Source organism: Rhizobacter fulvus, assembly GCF_964020785.1.
The window spans coordinates 2,300,420-2,318,461 of the sequence record NZ_OZ224516.1 but is presented as its reverse complement, the minus strand read 5'-3'; the positions used below and the strand labels follow the sequence as shown (position 1 = coordinate 2,318,461).

At 69.2% G+C, this 18,042-nt stretch carries 18 protein-coding genes; 9 read left to right on the top strand and 9 right to left on the bottom strand.

Annotated elements, in window-relative coordinates; genetic code table 11:
* Positions 1-138 precede the first annotated feature (138 nt).
* From ACWH49_RS11035 to ACWH49_RS11020, 4 genes are all read left to right on the top strand, one after another.
* Positions 139-1,410 (top strand): Glu/Leu/Phe/Val family dehydrogenase, encoded by a 1,272-nt coding sequence (locus tag ACWH49_RS11035; protein ID WP_448171507.1) that lies wholly within the window; start codon positions 139-141, stop codon positions 1,408-1,410.
* 19 nt (positions 1,411-1,429) lie between these two features.
* A complete protein-coding gene (locus tag ACWH49_RS11030) occupies positions 1,430-1,990 on the top strand; it encodes a YbhB/YbcL family Raf kinase inhibitor-like protein (protein ID WP_448171506.1) in 561 nt (186 codons plus the stop codon).
* A gap of 124 nt (positions 1,991-2,114) precedes the next feature.
* Positions 2,115-2,612, top strand: a complete 498-nt coding sequence (locus ACWH49_RS11025; protein WP_448171505.1) for an Hsp20/alpha crystallin family protein — start codon at positions 2,115-2,117, stop codon at positions 2,610-2,612.
* Positions 2,613-2,641: 29 nt separating this feature from the next.
* The gene (locus ACWH49_RS11020) at positions 2,642-3,070 is read left to right on the top strand and encodes an Hsp20/alpha crystallin family protein (protein ID WP_448171504.1); all 429 of its coding nucleotides are present in this window, start codon (positions 2,642-2,644) and stop codon (positions 3,068-3,070) included.
* A 6-nt stretch (positions 3,071-3,076) separates the two neighbouring features.
* Here ACWH49_RS11020 and ubiA read toward each other — a convergent pair whose 3' ends face one another.
* The 9 genes from ubiA to ACWH49_RS10975 all read right to left on the bottom strand — a co-directional run bounded on the left by ubiA (position 3,077) and on the right by ACWH49_RS10975 (position 12,840).
* The gene (gene ubiA, locus ACWH49_RS11015; RefSeq protein WP_448171503.1) at positions 3,077-3,976 is read right to left on the bottom strand and encodes a 4-hydroxybenzoate octaprenyltransferase; all 900 of its coding nucleotides are present in this window, start codon (positions 3,974-3,976) and stop codon (positions 3,077-3,079) included.
* Positions 3,973-4,941 (bottom strand): quinone oxidoreductase family protein, encoded by a 969-nt coding sequence (locus ACWH49_RS11010; protein WP_448171502.1) that lies wholly within the window; start codon positions 4,939-4,941, stop codon positions 3,973-3,975. Before ACWH49_RS11010 ends, ubiA begins: the two co-directional genes overlap by 4 nt.
* A gap of 49 nt (positions 4,942-4,990) precedes the next feature.
* Positions 4,991-6,136 (bottom strand): tetratricopeptide repeat protein, encoded by a 1,146-nt coding sequence (locus ACWH49_RS11005; protein ID WP_448171501.1) that lies wholly within the window; start codon positions 6,134-6,136, stop codon positions 4,991-4,993.
* Positions 6,137-6,174: 38 nt separating this feature from the next.
* Positions 6,175-7,803 carry a peptide chain release factor 3 gene (locus ACWH49_RS11000; protein ID WP_448171500.1) on the bottom strand — a complete coding sequence of 543 codons (1,629 nt, stop codon included), beginning with the start codon at positions 7,801-7,803 and terminating at the stop codon, positions 6,175-6,177.
* Between the two features lie 73 nt (positions 7,804-7,876).
* Positions 7,877-8,407, bottom strand: coding sequence for a DUF3016 domain-containing protein (locus tag ACWH49_RS10995; protein ID WP_448171499.1), 531 nt, complete (start codon positions 8,405-8,407; stop codon positions 7,877-7,879).
* Positions 8,408-8,450: 43 nt separating this feature from the next.
* Complete coding sequence (locus tag ACWH49_RS10990; protein ID WP_448171498.1) at positions 8,451-9,068, bottom strand: DJ-1/PfpI family protein; 618 nt, start codon at positions 9,066-9,068, stop codon at positions 8,451-8,453.
* 17 nt (positions 9,069-9,085) lie between these two features.
* A complete protein-coding gene (locus ACWH49_RS10985) occupies positions 9,086-9,613 on the bottom strand; it encodes a Dps family protein (protein WP_448171497.1) in 528 nt (175 codons plus the stop codon).
* Positions 9,614-9,645: 32 nt separating this feature from the next.
* Positions 9,646-11,835 (bottom strand): catalase/peroxidase HPI, encoded by a 2,190-nt coding sequence (gene katG, locus ACWH49_RS10980; RefSeq protein WP_448171496.1) that lies wholly within the window; start codon positions 11,833-11,835, stop codon positions 9,646-9,648.
* A 96-nt stretch (positions 11,836-11,931) separates the two neighbouring features.
* Positions 11,932-12,840 carry a LysR substrate-binding domain-containing protein gene (locus tag ACWH49_RS10975; RefSeq protein WP_448171495.1) on the bottom strand — a complete coding sequence of 303 codons (909 nt, stop codon included), beginning with the start codon at positions 12,838-12,840 and terminating at the stop codon, positions 11,932-11,934.
* Positions 12,841-12,952: 112 nt separating this feature from the next.
* Here ACWH49_RS10975 and ACWH49_RS10970 point away from each other — a divergent pair, with 112 nt between their 5' ends.
* The 5 genes from ACWH49_RS10970 to ACWH49_RS10950 are packed head-to-tail and all read left to right on the top strand — an operon-like array spanning position 12,953 to position 18,011.
* The gene (locus ACWH49_RS10970; RefSeq protein ID WP_448171494.1) at positions 12,953-13,852 is read left to right on the top strand and encodes a dioxygenase family protein; all 900 of its coding nucleotides are present in this window, start codon (positions 12,953-12,955) and stop codon (positions 13,850-13,852) included.
* 11 nt (positions 13,853-13,863) lie between these two features.
* Entirely contained in the window at positions 13,864-14,670 is an 807-nt protein-coding gene (locus ACWH49_RS10965; RefSeq protein WP_448171493.1) for a citryl-CoA lyase, read from the top strand.
* Positions 14,667-15,815 (top strand): CaiB/BaiF CoA transferase family protein, encoded by a 1,149-nt coding sequence (locus tag ACWH49_RS10960; protein ID WP_448171492.1) that lies wholly within the window; start codon positions 14,667-14,669, stop codon positions 15,813-15,815. Before ACWH49_RS10965 ends, ACWH49_RS10960 begins: the two co-directional genes overlap by 4 nt.
* Positions 15,812-16,762, top strand: a complete 951-nt coding sequence (locus ACWH49_RS10955) for a Bug family tripartite tricarboxylate transporter substrate binding protein (RefSeq protein WP_448171491.1) — start codon at positions 15,812-15,814, stop codon at positions 16,760-16,762. Before ACWH49_RS10960 ends, ACWH49_RS10955 begins: the two co-directional genes overlap by 4 nt.
* 31 nt (positions 16,763-16,793) lie before the next feature.
* On the top strand, positions 16,794-18,011 hold the full coding sequence (locus ACWH49_RS10950) for an amino acid ABC transporter substrate-binding protein (protein ID WP_082549365.1): 1,218 nt from the start codon (positions 16,794-16,796) through the stop codon (positions 18,009-18,011).
* Positions 18,012-18,042 lie beyond the last annotated feature (31 nt).

Sequence of the window (18,042 nt, the reverse complement as noted above, 5' to 3'; positions counted from 1 at the left end):
TCAACGCATGCAAACCCGGCATGGCGCCGCGCCCCGAAACGGCGCAGGCTGCGCCTACAGTGTCGCCCCATGCCGGTCACGCGCCACGAGCAGGTGGCCGTGCATGTCGCATCGTTCGATTCCCATGAAGAGACAAGCATGAGCCAACTTTCCTACGTCAGCCACACCGGGGGTACCGCCTGGGACACCTACATCTCCCAGGTCGACCGCGTCATCCCTTACCTGGGCCACCTCGCCCGCTGGTCCGAGACGCTGAAGCGGCCGAAGCGCGCGCTGATCGTCGACGTGCCGATCGAGCTCGACAGCGGCGAGGTCGCGCACTTCGAGGGCTACCGCGTGCAGCACAACCTGAGCCGCGGCCCCGGCAAGGGCGGCGTGCGCTACCACCCCGACGTGACGCTCGAAGAGGTGATGGCGCTGAGCGCCTGGATGACGGTCAAGTGCGCCGCGGTGAACCTGCCGTACGGCGGCGCCAAGGGCGGCATCCGCGTCGACCCGAAGAAGCTCTCGCTGAAGGAACTGGAGCGCATGACGCGCCGCTACACCAGCGAGATCGGCATCATCATCGGCCCGCAGCGGGACATCCCGGCGCCCGACGTGAACACCAACGGCCAGATCATGGCCTGGATGATGGACACGTACTCGATGAACACCGGCACCACCGCCACCGGCGTCGTCACCGGCAAGCCGCTGCACCTGGGCGGCTCGCTCGGGCGCGTCAAGGCGACGGGCCGCGGCGTGTTCGTCACCGGGCGCGAGGCGGCGCGCCGCCTCGGCCTGAGCCTGGAGGGCGTGCGCATCGCGGTGCAGGGCATGGGCAATGTCGGCGGCGCGGCGGCCGAACTGTTCGTGCAGGCCGGTGCCAAACTCGTCGCGGTGCAGGACCACACCGGCACGCTCGTCAACCCGAACGGCTTCGACATCGCCGACACGATGGCGGTGTTGCACCGCGACGGCGGCATCGCCAACTACGCTGGCGCCGAGCGGGTCGACGACGAGTCGTTCTGGGACGTCGACTGCGACATCCTGATCCCGGCCGCGCTCGAATCGCAGATCACCGCGGCGCGCGCCAGGCGCATCAAGGCCAAGCTCGTGCTCGAAGGCGCGAACGGCCCGACGCTGCCCGACGCCGACGACGTACTGCACGACCGTGGCGTGCTGGTCGTGCCCGACGTGATCTGCAACGCCGGCGGCGTGACCGTCAGCTACTTCGAGTGGGTGCAGGATTTCTCGTCGTTCTTCTGGAGCGAGGACGAGATCAACCTGCGGCTCGACAAGATCATGGTCGACGCGCTGAAGAAGATCTGGGACACCGCCGACCGCCACAAGATCAGCCTGCGCACCGCCACCTTCGCGGTGGCCTGCGAGCGCATCCTGACCGCGCGCGAGGAGCGCGGCCTGTACCCCTGACCAACCCGAGGAGAAGATCATGCTTGCTCACGTCACCCGTCCGCTGCTGGCGGCCACGCTGTTCGGCCTCGGCGCGGTCGCGCACGCAGCCGGCTTCACGCTCACCAGTGCCAACGTCAAGCCGAATGCCCGGCTGACCGATGCGCAGGTGTTCAACGGCTTCGGCTGCACCGGCAAGAACATCTCGCCGGCGCTGAGCTGGCACGGCGCGCCGGCCGGGACCAAGAGCTTCGCCGTCACCGTCTACGACCCCGATGCGCCGACCGGCTCGGGCTGGTGGCACTGGGTGGCGTTCAACATCCCGGCCGGCACGACCGAGTTGCCCGAAGGCGCCGGGACAGCCGACGGCAAGGCGCTGCCCGCCGGCACGGTGCAGGGACGCACCGATTTCGGCGCGCCCGGCTTCGGCGGCGCCTGCCCGCCGAAGGGCGACAAGCCGCACCGCTACATCTTCACGGTCCACGCGTTGAAGACCGACAAGATCGAGGTGCCGGCCGACGCCAGCGCCGCGCTCGTCGGGTTCATGATCAACGCCAACCGCATCGGCAAAGCCAGCTTCACGGCCCGTTACGGTCGCTGATCGCAAGTCATCCGGCGCCCCCTTGAAAGGGTCGCGCCCGCCAATATCTCCATCGACGCCCGGCCTGCGGCCACCCGCAGCGGGCGTCGACTTCGTTCCACGGACCGCGAAAGGAGATACGGCCATGTATGCATCACTGCTCAACACCCCGGGCGCCCTGTTCGGTGACTTCGAACGCCTGCGCCGCGAACTCGACGACGTGTTCGAGAGCGCCGGCATGCCCGCCAGCATCCGCTCGGTGGCTCCCGGGGCCTTCCCTGCCATCAACGTCGGCAACACGCCCCAGAACCTCGAGGTTTACGCGTTCGCGCCGGGCGTCGACCCGGCGAAGATCGAGGTCACGGTCGACCGCGGCGTGCTGACGATCGCCGGCGAGCGCCCGTCCGACCTGCCGTCGCGCGAGGCGCGCAGCGGCGGCAATGGCAACGGCAACGGCAATGGCAACGAGAGCACGCCCAGCGTCTTCGGCCGCGAGCGCATCAGCGGCAGCTTCCGCCGCGCGATCAGCCTGCCGGAGGACGCCGACCCGGCGCAGATCACCGCGCAGTACCGCGACGGCGTGCTGCACGTCAGCGTCGCGCGCAAGCAGGCGGCGCAGCCGACCCGCATCACCGTCCAGTAAACGCCACGCGAGGAAAGGAGAAACGAATCATGGGCAACGACAAGGAACTGACCACCACGACCAGCGCCGCCGACAACGCGGTGCGAGCGTCTTCCGACAGCGGCAACGGACGCGAGTCACGCGACACCCGGGCGCTGCTGCCGCGCGTCGACGTGCTGGAGGACACCGCCGGCATCACGCTGCTGGCCGACCTGCCCGGCGTATCGAAGGAGCGGCTCGAGCTGAAGGTCGAGGGCGACACGCTGCTGATCGAAGGCGAAGTCGGCACGCCGATGCCGGCGCAGATGCAGTCGGTCTATGCCGAGATCCGCGTGCCGCGCTACCGCCGCGCGTTCACGCTGAGCCGCGAGCTCGACAGCGCGCGCATCGAGGCCAGCATGAAGGACGGCGTGCTGCGCTTGCGCATCCCGAAGCAGGAGCATGCGCGCCCGCGCCGCATCGAGGTGCGCGCGAACTGAGCACGCTCAGCGCAGTGCGAACGCCGCCGCAATTCCGGCGAACACCACGAAGCCGAGCCAGTGGTTGAGCCGGAATGCGCGGAAGCAGCCGTCGCGCGAGCGGGTGCGGATCAGCGTGTAGTGCCAGGCCGCGAGCAGCGCCGCCGCGGCCAGGCCGGCGAAGTACGGCCAGCGCAGCCCGAGCTGCGCCCCGAGCACGCCCCAGATCGCGATGAACAGGCCGTAGAACAGCATCACGCCGGCCACGTCGAAACGGCCGAGCGTGATCGCCGAGGTGCGGATGCCGATCTTCAGGTCGTCGTCCTGGTCGACCATCGCGTACTCGGTGTCGTAGGCCAGGACCCAGAACAGGTTGCCGATCAGCAGGCCCCAGGCGAGCGGCGGAACCGCTCCCTGCACCGCCGCGAAGGCCATCGGGATGCCGAAGCTGAACGCCACACCGAGCACCGCCTGCGGCATCGACAAGAAGCGCTTGGTGAACGGGTAGGCGATGCTCACCGCGAGCGCGACGACGCTCCATGCGATCGTCGCGGCGTTGGTCGTCAACACCAGCCCGAACGCGAGCAGCGCGAGCCCCGCGCCGAGCAGCAGCGCCTCGCGCACGCCGACGGCGCCGCTGGTCACCGGGCGCTGCGCGGTGCGCTTGACGTGCCTGTCGAACTCGCGGTCGGCCACGTCGTTGACCGCGCAGCCGGCGCTGCGCATCAGGAACGTGCCGAGCACGAACACGATCAGCAGATGCCAGCCCGGGAAGCCGCCGGCCGCGATCCACAGCGCCGACAGCGTCGGCCACAGCAGCAGGTAGGTGCCGGCCGGGCGGTTCCAGCGGATCAGGTCGAGGTACAGCGCCAGGCGCGAGCGCACCGGTGGCGCCGACTGCGACCCGGCTTCTGCCGAGGCCGTCACGCCGTCATCACGACCCGCCCGAACGCGTGCCGTCCCTCGATGTAGGCGTGCGCCTGCGCCGCTTCGGCGAGCGGGAACACGCGCGCGATCTCGACCTTCAGCTCGCCGCTCGCGACTCGCGCCAGGCACTCGGCCACGAGTTCATAGGCGCGCGGGTACTCGTGCTGCAGCGCGGTCGCGAACAGCACGCCATGCAGCGTGTTGTTGCGCGCCCAGAGGTTGAAGGCGTTGACGGCCGAGCCGCCGCGCCCGGCGACGCCGACGCTGATCAGCCGGCCGCGCCAGCCGAGCACCTTGACGCTGTCCGCCAGCGTCTTGCCGCCGACGCTGTCGACCACCACGTCGACACCGCGCTTGCCCGTCAGCCCCTGGACCGCGGCAACGAAGTCGTCTTCCACATAGTTGATGCCGTGGTCGAGGCCGAAGGCCTTCAGGCGCTCGAGCTTGTCGGCGCTCGACGCGGTCGCGATCACGGTCGCGCCGGCCGCCTTCGCAAGCTGGATCGCCGCCATGCCGACCCCGCCGGCGCCGGCATGGATCAGCACCGTCTGATCGCGCTTCAGGCCGCCGGCGTTGAACAGGCAGTCGTGCGCGGTCGCGAACGCCACCGGCACGCACGCCGCGGCCTGCGTCGACAGGCCGTCGGGGATCGCCCAGGCCATCGCCGCCGGCACCGCGCGCACGCTCGCGTGCGAGCCGTTCGCGTTGAGCGTGACCACGCGCTCGCCGACGCGCCGCCCGGTGACCTTGGCGCCGACCTCCCGCACCGTGCCGGCCGCGATGTAGCCGACGACGTGCGCAGCGCTCAGCGGCGGCGTCATCAGGCGCGCGAGCAGGTCGCCGCCTTCGATCGAGATGGTCTCGACATCGATCACGATGCCGTCGTCGGCGCAGGCCGGATCGGGCAGCTCCTCGTAGACCAGTTCCTCGGGGCCACCGTTGCGATGGATCACTGCTGCTTTCATGGAATTGTCTCCGTTCAGGGAGCGACGATTGTCGCGCCGGCGGCGACGCTCACTGCTGGCGCAGCGCCTTCAACCGGTCGAGCTTGCCGGCGTAGAGGTCGTGGTCCTTGCGGGTCGTGCTCACGTCCATCGCGCGCTTCAGGTGCAGCGTCGCGCGCTCGGCATCGTTCATCTCCATGTAGGTCACGGCGAGCCAATACTCGAATTCATGGTGGTAAGGCGCGCGCTCGATCTCCTTCGAGAACAGGCGACGCGCGGCCTCGAATCGTCCTTCGCGCAGCGCCACCTGGCCCTGCTTGAAATAGCTGAATGGCGGGTGCGGATCGAGCCGCGCGAGGCGCTCGCCCAGCTGCTGTGCCTCGGCGTTGCGCCCGAGGTCGCGCAGCGCCAGCACGCGGTTCGACATGGCGGACAGGTTGTCCGGCTCGCGCTCCTCGACGCGACGCAGCACCGCCTCGGACCACTCGGGCCGCTCGCGCTTGCGGTAGATCACGCCGAGCGTGACGTACGAACTCAGCAGCTTGGGCGCGGTCATGATCGCTTCACGAGCCCACCAGTAGGCCTCATCCAGCCGGCCATGCGCCAGCGACTCCACGGCGCGATTGTTGAGGTACATCGCGACCACGGTGGGCTCGTCGATCTCGCGCGTGTCGAGCGCGATCGCGTCGCGCGCAGGCAGGAAGTCCACGATCAACGGGCGCTGAGTGAACGCGATGCCCAACCGTGGCTTGTTGTCCTCCAGGACCAGATTGACGTGACCGATGCCGATGTAGAGCTCGCCGTTGCGGTCCCAGATGTCCTCGCCGTTGACGGCCTGGTAGTGCACGGTCAGGCCCAGCTCCTTCGCGAACGCCGAGGTCATCAGCACCAGCGCGAGGCAGTTGCCGGAGCGCGCGTCGAAGGCTTCGGCCGCCGTTCGGGTGATCGCGGCGTCGTACTCGAGCTTCAGGTCGCCGTGATACAGCGCGTCGATCAACTGGCGGCGTCGGTCGCCCGCGAATGCCTGGCTGACGCGCTTCGAGCGCAGGTACTCGCGCATCGCCGGACTCAACGCCAGCACCGCCGCCGAATCGACCGGTTTGACGGGTGCGCTGAACGCCTCGTCGTGGAGCAGGGGCGCCGCGGGCGGCATCGGCGCGGTGCTCGCGCAGGAAGCCAGGAACACGGCGATCAACAGGGCGGCCAGGGTCTTCATCGCGCCTCCTCGGAGTCGAGAAGACCATATTAGGCCGATCAGCCGTCGAGCTGCTTCTGGAAAACCAGCCCCGCGTGCTCGCGCAGCGCATGGAAGTGGATCTTCGGCCAGTTCTCCTGCATCGCGCGCAGCTCGCCGGCGTATTCGAGCAGCACGCAGGGCGCGCCGACGGCGTCGAGCGCGACGCGGTGGGCATTGCCGTCGATGAAGCGCTTGAGTTCGCGCTCGCCACCGTCGGCCTCGTCGCAAGTGACCCAGCGCGCGACGTTGTAGCGCGCCGGCGCGATCCGCGCCTTCACGCCATATTCATGCTCCAGCCGGTGCGCGACGACCTCGAACTGCAGCTGGCCCACTGCGCCGAGCAGCAGCACCGACCCCGCCACGGGGCGGAACACCTGGATCGCGCCCTCCTCGCCGAGCTGCTGCAGCCCGGAGCGCAGCTGCTTGATGCGCAGCGGGTCGGCCACCTCGACGCTGCGGAACATCTCGGGCGCGAAGAACGGCAGGCCGGTGTACTGCAGCGATTCGCCCTCGGTCAGCGTGTCGCCGAGCTGCAGCACGCCGTGGTTCGGGATGCCGATGATGTCGCCGGCGAAGGCCTCGTCGAGCAGCTCGCGGCGCTGGCTCAGAAACGAGACGACGGTGTTCGGCCGCATCTCCTTGCCCGAGCGCGCCACCTTGATCCGCATGCCGCGCTTGAAGTGGCCGCTGGCCACCCGCACGAACGCGATCCGGTCGCGGTGCGCCGGGTCCATGTTGGCCTGGATCTTGAAGACGACGCCGGTGAGCTTGGGCTCCTCCGGCTGTACGACGCGCTGGATCGCCGCCCGCGGGCCCGGCGGCGGCGCCAGGTCGACCAGTGCGTCCAGCACCTCCTGCACGCCGAAGTTGTTGACCGCCGAGCCGAAGAACATCGGCGTCTGGCGGCCGGCCAGGAACGCGGCCTTGTCGAACGGCGGCGCGGCGTCACGCAGCAGCTCGATCTCGTCCTTCGACTGCGCGTACTGCATCCCGAAGCGCTCGGGGTAGACCGGGTTGTCCAGCCCGTCCAGGAACTCGGCGCCGCCTTCCTCGCCGCCGAAGACGCGCATGCGCTTTTCGCGCAGGTCCATCACGCCGTGGAACGCCTTGCCCATGCCGACCGGCCAGGTGAAGGGTACGACCTCCATGCCCAGCTCGCGCTCGATCTCGTCCATCAGCGCCATCGGTTCCTGCACCTCGCGGTCCATCTTGTTGACGAACGTGAGGATCGGCGTGTTGCGCGCGCGGCAGACCTGCAGCAGCCGGCGCGTCTGCGGCTCGACGCCGTTGGCCGCGTCGATCACCATCAGCGCGGCGTCGACCGCGGTCAGCACGCGGTAGGTGTCTTCCGAGAAGTCCTGGTGGCCCGGCGTGTCGAGGAGGTTGATGACGCAGTCGCGGTATTCCATCTGCATCACGCTGGAGGCGACCGAGATGCCGCGCTGCTTCTCGATCTCCATCCAGTCGCTGGTGGCGTGCCGCGTGGCCTTGCGCGCCTTGACCGACCCGGCGATCTGGATCGCGCCGGAGAACAGCAGCAGCTTCTCGGTCAGCGTGGTCTTGCCGGCGTCAGGGTGGCTGATGATCGCGAAGGTGCGCCGGCGGCGGACTTCCTTGGCCAGCGGGGACGGGGTGAGCTCGGACATGCGTGCGCGGCCGCTCGCGCGGGCCGCCTCGAAAGGACAACCCGCGATTATCGGTCGCGGCGCGCGCCGGCGCTCAGCGGGCCGACCCGCCGAATTCGTCACGCACCCAATCGTCGATCAGGTTCTTCTCGTATGAGAGTGGCTCGCTGCTGTAGCGGGTGTGGCGGGTCAGGAACATGATGTCGCGCAGCTGGCGCGAGCCTTCCTTCAGCACCGCGCCGTTCGCGTCAACCAGCTGGAAATTCAGGTCGATCCGCGGCGGCGTGGTGTTGCGCACGACGCGCAGGTCGGTGCCCGCGCGGTGCCACGGCTCGATCATGCCGGCGCGCTGCACGTCGGTGATCGTCACCGACAGGTGCCGGCCTTCCGGCACGGCCACGGCGGCGCGCCTGGCGACGTACCGGCTCAATTCATCGAGCCAGTCTCGGCGCGCGCCGAAGTCGCGATCCATCTCCGTGAAGCCGGCCGGGTTGCGGTAGCTGACCGCGACCCGGTCGTTGCTGACCGGCGCACCGGGTGCCATGGCGGCAGCGGCGACGCCACAACAGGCGAACAGCATCGCGCAGCAGAGGCCACGGCGAATCGGGGTGGTGATCATCGGCATGGTGGGCTCCTCGCGTCGCTGGCGGCGACCGGGGGCTGTCCGACTACGGCGCCGGGACGAAGGGTCGCACCACGTCCAGCAGACGCTCAACATACGCCTCTTTCTCGCCGACCGGCGCCGCGTAGTGCAAAGCCCGCATCGCCGCGTCGACGCCCGCACCACGCACCATCAGCCACGCGGCCAGGTATTGCGACGCCAGGCAGCCGCCGGCCGTGGCGATCGGCCCGCGGGCGTGGAACGCCGCCTCCTCGACCCGCACGCCCGCCTCGACCAGCCAGGGCTTGGTCGTCAGGTCCGTGCAGGCCGGCATGTCGGCCAGCAGGCCGAGGCGCGCCAGCAGCAGCGCGCCGGAGCACTGCGCGCCGATCAGCTGGCGCACCGGGTCGAGCTGCAGCCGGTCGAGCAGGGCGCCGCGCCGGCCGTAGTCCTCGGCGATCGCGCGGGTGTAGATGCCGCTGCCGAAGATCACGGCATCGGCCTCGTTCGCGAACTCCAGCGGCTGCTGGGCCTGCACCGTGACGCCGTTCATCGACGTGACCTGCGCGCTCGGGCTGGTGATCTCGGCCTTCCAGCCGTCCGCGCCCAGGCGGTTCAGCAGGCCGAGCGCGATGAACGAATCGAGCTCGTTGAAGCCGTCGAAGGTGAGGATCGCGATGCGCACGCCCGGACGTTACACGATCAGGCCTCGAGGTTGGCGCGCAGCATCCACGCCGCCTGTTCGTGGACGGTCAGGCGCTGGGTCAGCAGGTCGGCGGTCGGCTCGTCGCCGGCCTTGTCGGCCAGCGGGAAGATGCTGCGCGCGGTGCGGGCGACGGCCTCGTGGCCCTCGACCAGCACGCGCACCATGTCGAGCGCGCTCGGCGGCACGGCCGGCGCGTCCTTCAGCGAGGTGAGCGCGCCGAACTGCGCGTAGGAGCCGGGCGCCACGTGGCCGAGCGAGCGGATGCGCTCGGCGATCGGGTCGACCGCGTTCCACAGCTCGGTGTACTGCGCCATGAACATCGCATGCAGCGAGTTGAACATCGGCCCGGTGACGTTCCAGTGGAAGTTGTGCGTGGTCAGGTACAGCGTGTAGGTGTCGGCCAGAAGCCGTGACAGGCCGTCGCTGATGGCGCTGCGGTCCTTGTCGCTGATGCCGATGTGGATCTCGGCGCGGCGGCCGGTCGGCGTGGCCGATGCTGTCTTGCTCTTGCTGTTCTTTGCCATGGGGTCTTCTCCTGCGGCGGACGGTTGAAAGGTCAGGCCAGATCGTAGCGGTCGAGGTTCATCACCTTGTTCCACGCCGCCACGAAGTCGCGCACGAACACGGCCTGCGCGTCGCTGCTCGCGTAGACCTCGGCCAGCGCGCGCAGCTGCGAGTTCGAGCCGAACAGCAGGTCGACGACCGTGCCGGTGAGCTGGAGTTCGCCAGTTTGGCGGTTGCGCCCCTCGAGCACGAACTCGGCATCGGCGGACTTCTTCCAGGCGGTATTCATGTCGAGCAGCCGCACGAAGAAGTCGTTCGTCAGCGCGTCGGTGCGCTCGGTGAACACACCGTGCTTCGCGCCGCCGACGTTCGCGCCGAGCGAGCGCAGGCCGCCGATCAGCACCGTCATCTCGGGCGCGGTCAGCGTGAGCAGGTTCGCCTTGTCGATCAGCAACTCGGCGACGGCCGCCTCCTGGCCCTGGCGAACGTAGTTGCGGAAGCCGTCGGCCACCGGCTCCAGCGGCGCGAAGGAGGCGGCGTCGGTCTGGGCTTGCGAGGCATCGGTGCGGCCGGGGGCGAACGGCACGCTCACCGCATGCCCCGCCTTCTTCGCCGCCGACTCGATGGCGGCGCAGCCGCCCAGCACGATCAGGTCCGCCAGCGACACCTTCTTGCCGCCGGTCTGCGCGTCGTTGAACGCCTTCTGCACGCGCTCCAGCGTCACCAGCACCTTGGCCAGTTCGGCCGGCTGGTTGACTTCCCAGTCCTTCTGCGGCGCCAGACGGATGCGCGCGCCGTTGGCGCCGCCGCGCTTGTCGCTGCCGCGGAAGGTCGAGGCCGAGGCCCACGCGGTCGTCACCAGTTGCGGGATGGTCAAGCCCGAGGCGAGCAGCTTCGCTTTGAGCGCGTCGATGTCCTGCGCGTCGACCAGGGGGTGATCGACGGCCGGCACCGGGTCCTGCCAGAGCAGTTCCTCTTGGGGTACCAGCGGGCCGAGGTAGCGCGAGCGCGGCCCCATGTCGCGGTGGGTCAGCTTGAACCAGGCGCGCGCGAACGCATCGGCGAATTCCTGCGGGTTGGCCATGAAGCGGCGCGAGATCTTCTCGTAGGCCGGGTCCATGCGCATCGCCATGTCGGCCGTCGTCATCATCGGCGCATGGCGCCTGGCCGGGTCGTGCGCGTCGGGCACGGTGCCGTCGCCGCTGGCGCCGACCGGCTTCCACTGGTGCGCGCCGGCCGGGCTCCTGGTCAGCTCCCACTCGTAGCCGAACAGGTTCTCGAAGTAGCCGTTGTCCCAACGGATCGGGTTCTTCGTCCACGCGCCTTCGATGCCGCTGGTCGTCGTGTTCACGCCGTGGCCGGTCTCGAAGCTGTTGATCCAGCCCAGGCCCATGTGCTCGATGTCGGCGCGCTCGGGTTCGTGGCCGAGGTGCTTCGGGTCGACCGCGCCGTGCGCCTTGCCGAAGGTGTGGCCGCCGGCGGTCAATGCCACGGTCTCCTCGTCGTCCATCGCCATGCGGGCGAAGGTCTCGCGGATGTCGCGAGCCGAGCCGAGCGGGTCGGGCGTGCCGTTCGGGCCTTCCGGGTTCACGTAGATCAGGCCCATCTGCACCGCGGCGAGCGGTTTCGCGAGCTCGCGGTCGCCGCTGTAGCGCTCGTCGCCGAGCCAGGTGGTCTCGGTGCCCCAGTTGATGTCTTCGCGCGGCTCCCACACATCGGGCCGCCCGCCGCCGAAACCGAAGGTCTTGAAACCCATCGATTCGAGCGCGACGTTGCCGGTCAGGATGAACAGGTCGGCCCACGACAGCTTGCGGCCGTACTTGGCCTTGATCGGCCACAGCAGCCGGCGCGCCTTGTCCAGATTGCCGTTGTCCGGCCAGCTGTTCAGCGGCGCGAAGCGCTGCTCGCCGCTGCCGCTGCCGCCGCGGCCGTCGCTGGTGCGGTAGGTGCCGGCCGAGTGCCAGGCCATGCGGATGAAGAACGGGCCGTAGTGACCGTAGTCGGCCGGCCACCAGGGCTGCGAATCGGTCATCAGCGCAAGCAGGTCCTTGATCACCGCATCGAGGTCGAGGGTCTTGAACTCGGCGGCATAGTCAAAGTCCGGGTCCATCGGGTTCGACAGCGCGGACTGCTGGTGAAGCAGCCTGAGGTTCAGCGCTTCGGGCCACCAGGCAGAGTTCGTCGTGGCGCGGGCGCCGGGTTTGTTGCCGGCGGCGAACGGACATTGGGCTTGCTCGGACATGGGTGACTCCTGAACGGGTTGCGGCGATAGGCACCAGTCTAGGGAAACCACATAGCTGTAGTCAATTGAACTATCCTATGCAATAGATAGGCTCGATCAGCCGGGGCCTTCGTGCCGCAGGCTGTTGCCCAACGCCGTCTTGCGCACGATCACCGCGAACGAGTGCACGGGCGCGGCCTTCTCCCCATCCAGCCGCCACAGGATGCCGGGCGTGCGGATCGGCGTCGGGCTCTCGATCGGGATCATCTGCAGCCCGCTCATTGCCGCCGGCACCGCGTTGATCGCGACGATCGCGCCGATCTGCGTGCGCAGCACCAGCCCGAGCATCGGCGCGATCGTCGACATCTCGGCGACGACGATCGGCTCGGCGCCGCTGGCCTTGAAGCACTCGTCCAGCAGCGTGCGGGTCGAGAAGTAGTCGGGCATCAGCACCAGCCGCTGCTGGTGCAGTTCGACCATGCGGATGCGTTTGCGGCCGGCGAGCGGGTGGGTGTCGGAGACGACGAGCACCATCTCCTCGTTGTAGAGGGGCTCGAACCACAGGTCGGTCGGGCCGGTGGGCTTGTAGGCGATGCCGATGTCGAGCTCGCCGGCGTGCAGCTTGGCGATGATCTGGACGGCCGGCAGCTCGTCGATGCGCACCCGCACCGTCGGGTGCCGCGCGAGGAACTGCGCGACGCACTCCGGGATCAGCCCGATGTTGAAGGTGTGGGTCGCGCCGATGCAGACCTCGCCGGTCAGGCCGCCGCCGCCCGGCTTGAGCATCGCGATGCCGTGGTCGACCTCCTTCAGCGCGCGGGTCGCGTAGGCCAGGAACAGCTCGCCAGCCTCGGTCGTCACGACCTTCTTGCCGATCCGGTCGAACAGCGGCTGGCCGACCTCCTCCTCGAGCTGGCGGATCTGGTGCGACAGGGTCGATTGGGTCACATGGACGCGGTCGGCGGCCTTCGTGAAGCTGAGGTACTCGGCCAGCGCCACGAAGTAGCGAAGATGCCTCATCTCCATGTAAACCCCCGTATCGAATCGATGCCATCGATCATATCGATGTGAATTCACCATTTCCGTGCGACCGGTGATCTCCCTAAGCTTCGCTCCTGCCGAGACCCCGGGAGTCGAGATGTCCGAGTACAACCAGGAAAAGCTGACGCAGGACGTGCTCGCCGCGTTCGCCAACACGCCCGACCCGCGCCTGCGCGAATTGATGACGGCTCTGGTCAAGCACGTGCACGCCTTCGCCCGCGAGGTCGACCTGAAGCCCGACGAATGGCTGGCCGGCATGAAGTTCCTCGACGCGATCGGCCGGATCTCGACCGAGCGGCGCCCCGAGTTCATCCTGCTGTCCGACACGCTCGGCCTGTCGATGATGGTCGTCGCGCTGGAACAGGCCCGCGCCACCGGCGGCGCGAAGGGCGCGACGCCCGCAACCGAGGCGACCGTCGAAGGTCCGTTCTACTGGCCCGGCGCGCCGGACCTGCCGCTGGGCGCGGACATCGGCGAAGGCGTGCCCGGCGAACCGACGTTCTACATGGGCCGCGTGACCGACACCGACGGCCAGCCGCTGCCCGGTGCGCTGCTCGACGTGTGGTCCGGCGACGGCGAGGGCAAGTACGACGTGCAGCTGGCGGCCGAGCCGACGATGCGCGCACGCGGCCGCTTCCGCACCGACGCCGAAGGCCGCTACTGGTTCTGGTCGATCCTGCCGGCCTACTACCCGATTCCGGACGACGGCCCGGTCGGCTCGATGATGCGCGCGACCGACCGCAGCATCTACCGCCCCGGCCACATCCACATGCAGGTCTCGGCGCCCGGCCACGTGATGCTGACCACCCACATCTTCGTCGCCAACAGCCCGTACATCGACCAGGACGCGGTCTTCGGCAAGCGCGACAGCCTGGTCGTCGACTTCGACCACCACGCGCCCGGCAAGGCCCCCGACGGCCGCGAGATGGCCAAGCCCTACCACTCGGCGAGCTACGACTTCCGCCTGGCACCGACCCCCGCGCCGACCCCGGCCTGAAAGACGTCCCCATGAAGATCGGCAAAGCCACCGTTCCGCGCAGTTCGATCTGCACCTCCGACGAGCACACCATCGTCGTGCGCGGCCGCGACCTGTCGAAGGAACTGATCGGCAAGGTCTCGTTCATCGACCACTTCTTCCTGCTGCTGACGGGCCGGCCGCCGACCTCCGGAGAGGCGGCGGTGCTGAACGCCACCCTCGTCGCGATCGCCGAGCACGGCCTGGTGCCGAGCGTGCAGGCGGCACGCATGACCTTCGCCGCCGCGCCGGACGCGATGCAGGGCGCGGTCGCGGCTGGCATCCTGGGCTGCGGCTCGGTCGTGCTCGGCTCGTCGGAGACCGCCGGGCGCATGTATGTCGAGATCGATGCGATGGTGCAGGCCGGCACGCCGCTGGAGGCCGCCGCGCTGCGCGTGATGCAGTCGTGGCGCGCGGCCGGCAAGGCGATCCCCGGCTACGGCCATCCACTGCACAAGGAGCGCGACGAGCGCGTCGGGGCGCTGTTCCATGTCGCCCGCAATGCCGGCACCGACCTGCGCTTCATCGCGATCGCCGAGGCTGCCGAGGCACAGATGCCGGCCGTCCTGAAGAAGGACCTCAAGCTCAACGTCTCCGGCGCCATCCCCGCGGTGCTGCTCGGCGCCGGCTTCCCGGTGCAGGCGCTGAAGGGCGTGCCGATCCTCGCGCGCACCGCCGGCCTGATCGCGCACCTGTTCGAGGAGATCAACGACCCGATCGGCTTCGCGCTGTCGTACCAGGCCACGCGCGAGGCGGTGTACGAGGGTGAGGTCCCGGCCGGCTTCGGAGCCCACCGATGATCCAGGTGTTGAACGGGCTGAAGGTCGTCGAGCAAGGAACCTTCATCACCGGCCCCGCGGCCGGCATGCTGCTGGGCGACCTGGGCGCCGACGTGATCAAGGTCGAGATGCCGGGCACCGGCGACCCGTTCCGCGCCTTCAAGGACGGCCTGTACAGCCCGCACTTCCAGACCTACAACCGCAACAAGCGCAGCATCACCCTCGACACCAAGTCCGAAGCGGACCGGGCGGTGTTCGACGCGCTGATCGCGGACGCCGATGTCTACATCCAGAACTTCCGCCCCGGCGTCGCCGACAAGCTCGGCGCCGGCGAAAAGCGGCTGCGGACGCTGAACCCGAAGCTGATCTACTGCTCGATCAGCGGCTTCGGCGCCACCGGCCCGGCGGCGAATCGGCCCGCCTACGACACCGTCGCACAGGCCGCGAGCGGCTTCCTGAACCTGCTGGTGAACCCCGAGAACCCGCGCGTCGTCGGGCCTGCGATCGCGGACTCGCTGACCGGCTTCTACGCCGCCTACGGCGTGCTGGGCGCGCTGTTCGAGCGCGGCCGCACGGGCGTGGGCCGCACCGTCGAAGTGTCGATGCTGGAGGCGATGGCGCACTTCAACCTCGACGCGTTCACGCACTTCTTCCAGGCCAACGAGGTGATGGGCCCGTACAGCCGGCCGAGCGTCTCGCAGTCCTACGTGCTGGAGTGCATCGACGGCAAGTGGATCGCGCTGCACATGTCTTCGCCCGAGAAGTTCTGGCAGGGGCTGGCCCACGCGATCGAGCAGCCCGACCTGTTCGCCGATCCGCGCTTCGCGACCCGCGACGCCCGCATCGCCAACCAGGAGACGCTGATCGGCCTGCTCGGCGAGCGCTTCAAGCGCCGCACCCGCGACGACTGGTGCGTGCGGCTGCAGGCCGGCGACGTGCCGCACGCGCCGATGTACGACACCAGCGAGGCACTCGAAGATCCGCAGGCCGTCCACCTGCAGATGACCACGCAGGCCGAGCACCCGGTGATGGGGCTGTTCCGCACCGTGCGCTCCCCCGTCTCGTTCGACGGCCAGCGCGCGCTGCACGTGCGTCCGCCGCCGACGCTGGGCGAGCACAACGAAGAGATCCGCGCGTCACTCCACCTGCCGAAGGCCTCCGCATGAACCGCCGCCACCTGATCGCGTCTGGCCTGCTGGCCGTCTTCGCCGCCGCCCACGCACAGGACGGCCCGGTCAGGATGATCGTGCCGTTCGGCCCGGGCACCACGACCGACACGATCGCCCGCGTCGTCGCCGAGGGCCTCGGCAAGGAGCTGAAGCAGACCGTCGTCGTCGACAACCGCGCCGGCGCCGGCGGCTCGGTCGGCACCGACCAGGTCGCCAAGTCCGCGGCCGACGGCAAGACGCTGGTGATGGGCACCGTCGGCACGCACGCGATCAACGCGGCGCTGTTCCGCAAGCTGCCGTACGACACGCTGCGCGACTTCGCGCCGGTCGCGTTCGTCGGCTACACGCCGACGCTGCTGGTGGTCGGCGCGAATTCGCCGATCAAGTCGCTGAAGGACCTGGCGGCGCTGGCCGCGCGGCCCGACGGCGTGACCTTCGCGTCCGCCGGCAACGGCACCTCGGGCCACCTGGCCGGCGAGCTGCTCGCGCAGCGCCTGGGCGGCCGGATGATCCACGTGCCGTACAAGGAAGGCGCGGTCGCGATGACCAGCGTGATGGCCGGCCAGGCCGACTTCATGTTCTATCACCCGGCTGCCGTGATGCCGCAGATCAAGGCCGGCAAGCTGCGCGCGCTCGGCGCCAGCGGCGCGGTGCGCAGCAGCGCGGCCAGCGACGTGCCGACGCTGATGGAACAGGGCCTCAAGGACTTCGACCTCGTCGCCTGGTTCATGCTCTACGCGCCTGCGGCCACGCCGCCGGCCATGCTCGCGCAACTGCGCAGCGCGAGCGCTGCGGCGCTGGCGAGCCCCGAGGTCGCGACGCGGCTGCGCGAGCAGGGCGTCGAGCAGCGCGCGATGCGCGCCGACGAGATGGCGCCGTTCAACAAGGTCGAGCTCGGCAAATGGGCCGAGCTGGTCAAGCGCTCCAGCGCGCAGGTCGATTGAGATTTCCCGACAACAACTGGAGACGAGGCTGATGAACACGACGAACTTCTCGCGCCGCACCGCGGTGGCCGCCACGCTGCTCGGCCTGACGGGCCTCGGTATCTCGGGCGCACAGGCGCAGACGCCCACCGGCGCGCCGATCCGCGTCGGCAGCACGCTCGCGCTGACCGGGCCGCTCTCGGCGACGGCGCAGATCCACAAGCTGGCCGGCGAGATCTACATCGAGCAGGTCAACAAGCGCGGCGGCTGGCTGGGCCGGCCGGTGGTCTGGGAAGTGAAGGACGATCAGTCCAAGCCCGACCTCGCCAGAACCTTGTACGAGCAATTGGTCACCGCCGACAAGGTCGACCTGCTGATGGGGCCGTACGCGACCGGCGCGATCCTGTCGGCGATCGGCGTCGCGCAACGCTACAACAAGGTGCTGGTGCAGCACACGCTGGGCATCCCGTCGCTGGCGAAGTACGACATGACCTTCCCGGCCTGGTCGATCGGCTCCGAACCGCAGACCACCGTGCCGAACACGGTGTTCGACGCGCTCGCCGCCGGGCCGAAGCCGCCGAAGACCGTCGCGGTCGTGACCAGCAAGTTCCCGTCGATCCAGTTCATGAGCGCCGGCGCGCGCGAGGTGCTGAAGAAGCGCGGCCTGACCGAGGTGCTGTTCCTCGAATGGGACTTCGGCAACCGCGACTTCGGCCCGATCGCCAACCGCGTCAAGGACGCCAAGCCCGACTTCGTCTGGGTCGGCGCGATCGGCCTCGAGGGCAACCTGCTGCTCGACGCGATGAAGAAGATCGACTACGTGCCGCCGCAGCACTTCTACATGTACCCGGCGCCCGGCCCGCTGGTCTCGCTGCCGGAAGCGAAGAACGCGCTGTCGGTGACGATCTTCGAGGACCAGCCGCCGTTCACGTCGAACACCGGTGCGGCCGAGTTCGTGAAGCTCTACCGCGAGCGCGCCACCAAGGCGGGGTTGACCGATCCTTCCGTCGAGACCCAGGCCGCCGCGTCGTACACCGCATGGCAGATCCTCGAGGCCGGCGTGGTCGCCACCAAGAGCATCGACGACAAGAAGATCGGCGAGTGGCTCAAGGCCAACAAGGTCGACACGCTGCAGGGCAAGCTGCGCTTCAACGGCACCGGCAATTTCGGCGACGACCTGATGCGCGTCAAGCAGGTGCAGAACGGCAAGTGGGTCGTGGTGTGGCCGAAGGAAGTGACCTCTGGCGGCGCGAAGCTGCTCGCGCAATGATGTTCGCCCCCACGTCGCTTCGCTCCTGCCC

Coding starts and splice junctions, on each gene's coding strand:
- ACWH49_RS11035 (WP_448171507.1), top strand. CDS start 139: ATGAGCCAACTTTCCTACGTCAGCCACACCGGGGGTACCGCCTGGGAC.
- ACWH49_RS11030 (WP_448171506.1), top strand. CDS start 1,430: ATGCTTGCTCACGTCACCCGTCCGCTGCTGGCGGCCACGCTGTTCGGC.
- ACWH49_RS11025 (WP_448171505.1), top strand. CDS start 2,115: ATGTATGCATCACTGCTCAACACCCCGGGCGCCCTGTTCGGTGACTTC.
- ACWH49_RS11020 (WP_448171504.1), top strand. CDS start 2,642: ATGGGCAACGACAAGGAACTGACCACCACGACCAGCGCCGCCGACAAC.
- ACWH49_RS11010 (WP_448171502.1), bottom strand. CDS start 4,941: ATGAAAGCAGCAGTGATCCATCGCAACGGTGGCCCCGAGGAACTGGTC.
- ACWH49_RS11005 (WP_448171501.1), bottom strand. CDS start 6,136: ATGAAGACCCTGGCCGCCCTGTTGATCGCCGTGTTCCTGGCTTCCTGC.
- ACWH49_RS11000 (WP_448171500.1), bottom strand. CDS start 7,803: ATGTCCGAGCTCACCCCGTCCCCGCTGGCCAAGGAAGTCCGCCGCCGG.
- ACWH49_RS10995 (WP_448171499.1), bottom strand. CDS start 8,407: ATGCCGATGATCACCACCCCGATTCGCCGTGGCCTCTGCTGCGCGATG.
- ACWH49_RS10985 (WP_448171497.1), bottom strand. CDS start 9,613: ATGGCAAAGAACAGCAAGAGCAAGACAGCATCGGCCACGCCGACCGGC.
- katG (WP_448171496.1), bottom strand. CDS start 11,835: ATGTCCGAGCAAGCCCAATGTCCGTTCGCCGCCGGCAACAAACCCGGC.
- ACWH49_RS10975 (WP_448171495.1), bottom strand. CDS start 12,840: ATGGAGATGAGGCATCTTCGCTACTTCGTGGCGCTGGCCGAGTACCTC.
- ACWH49_RS10970 (WP_448171494.1), top strand. CDS start 12,953: ATGTCCGAGTACAACCAGGAAAAGCTGACGCAGGACGTGCTCGCCGCG.
- ACWH49_RS10965 (WP_448171493.1), top strand. CDS start 13,864: ATGAAGATCGGCAAAGCCACCGTTCCGCGCAGTTCGATCTGCACCTCC.
- ACWH49_RS10960 (WP_448171492.1), top strand. CDS start 14,667: ATGATCCAGGTGTTGAACGGGCTGAAGGTCGTCGAGCAAGGAACCTTC.
- ACWH49_RS10955 (WP_448171491.1), top strand. CDS start 15,812: ATGAACCGCCGCCACCTGATCGCGTCTGGCCTGCTGGCCGTCTTCGCC.
- ACWH49_RS10950 (WP_082549365.1), top strand. CDS start 16,794: ATGAACACGACGAACTTCTCGCGCCGCACCGCGGTGGCCGCCACGCTG.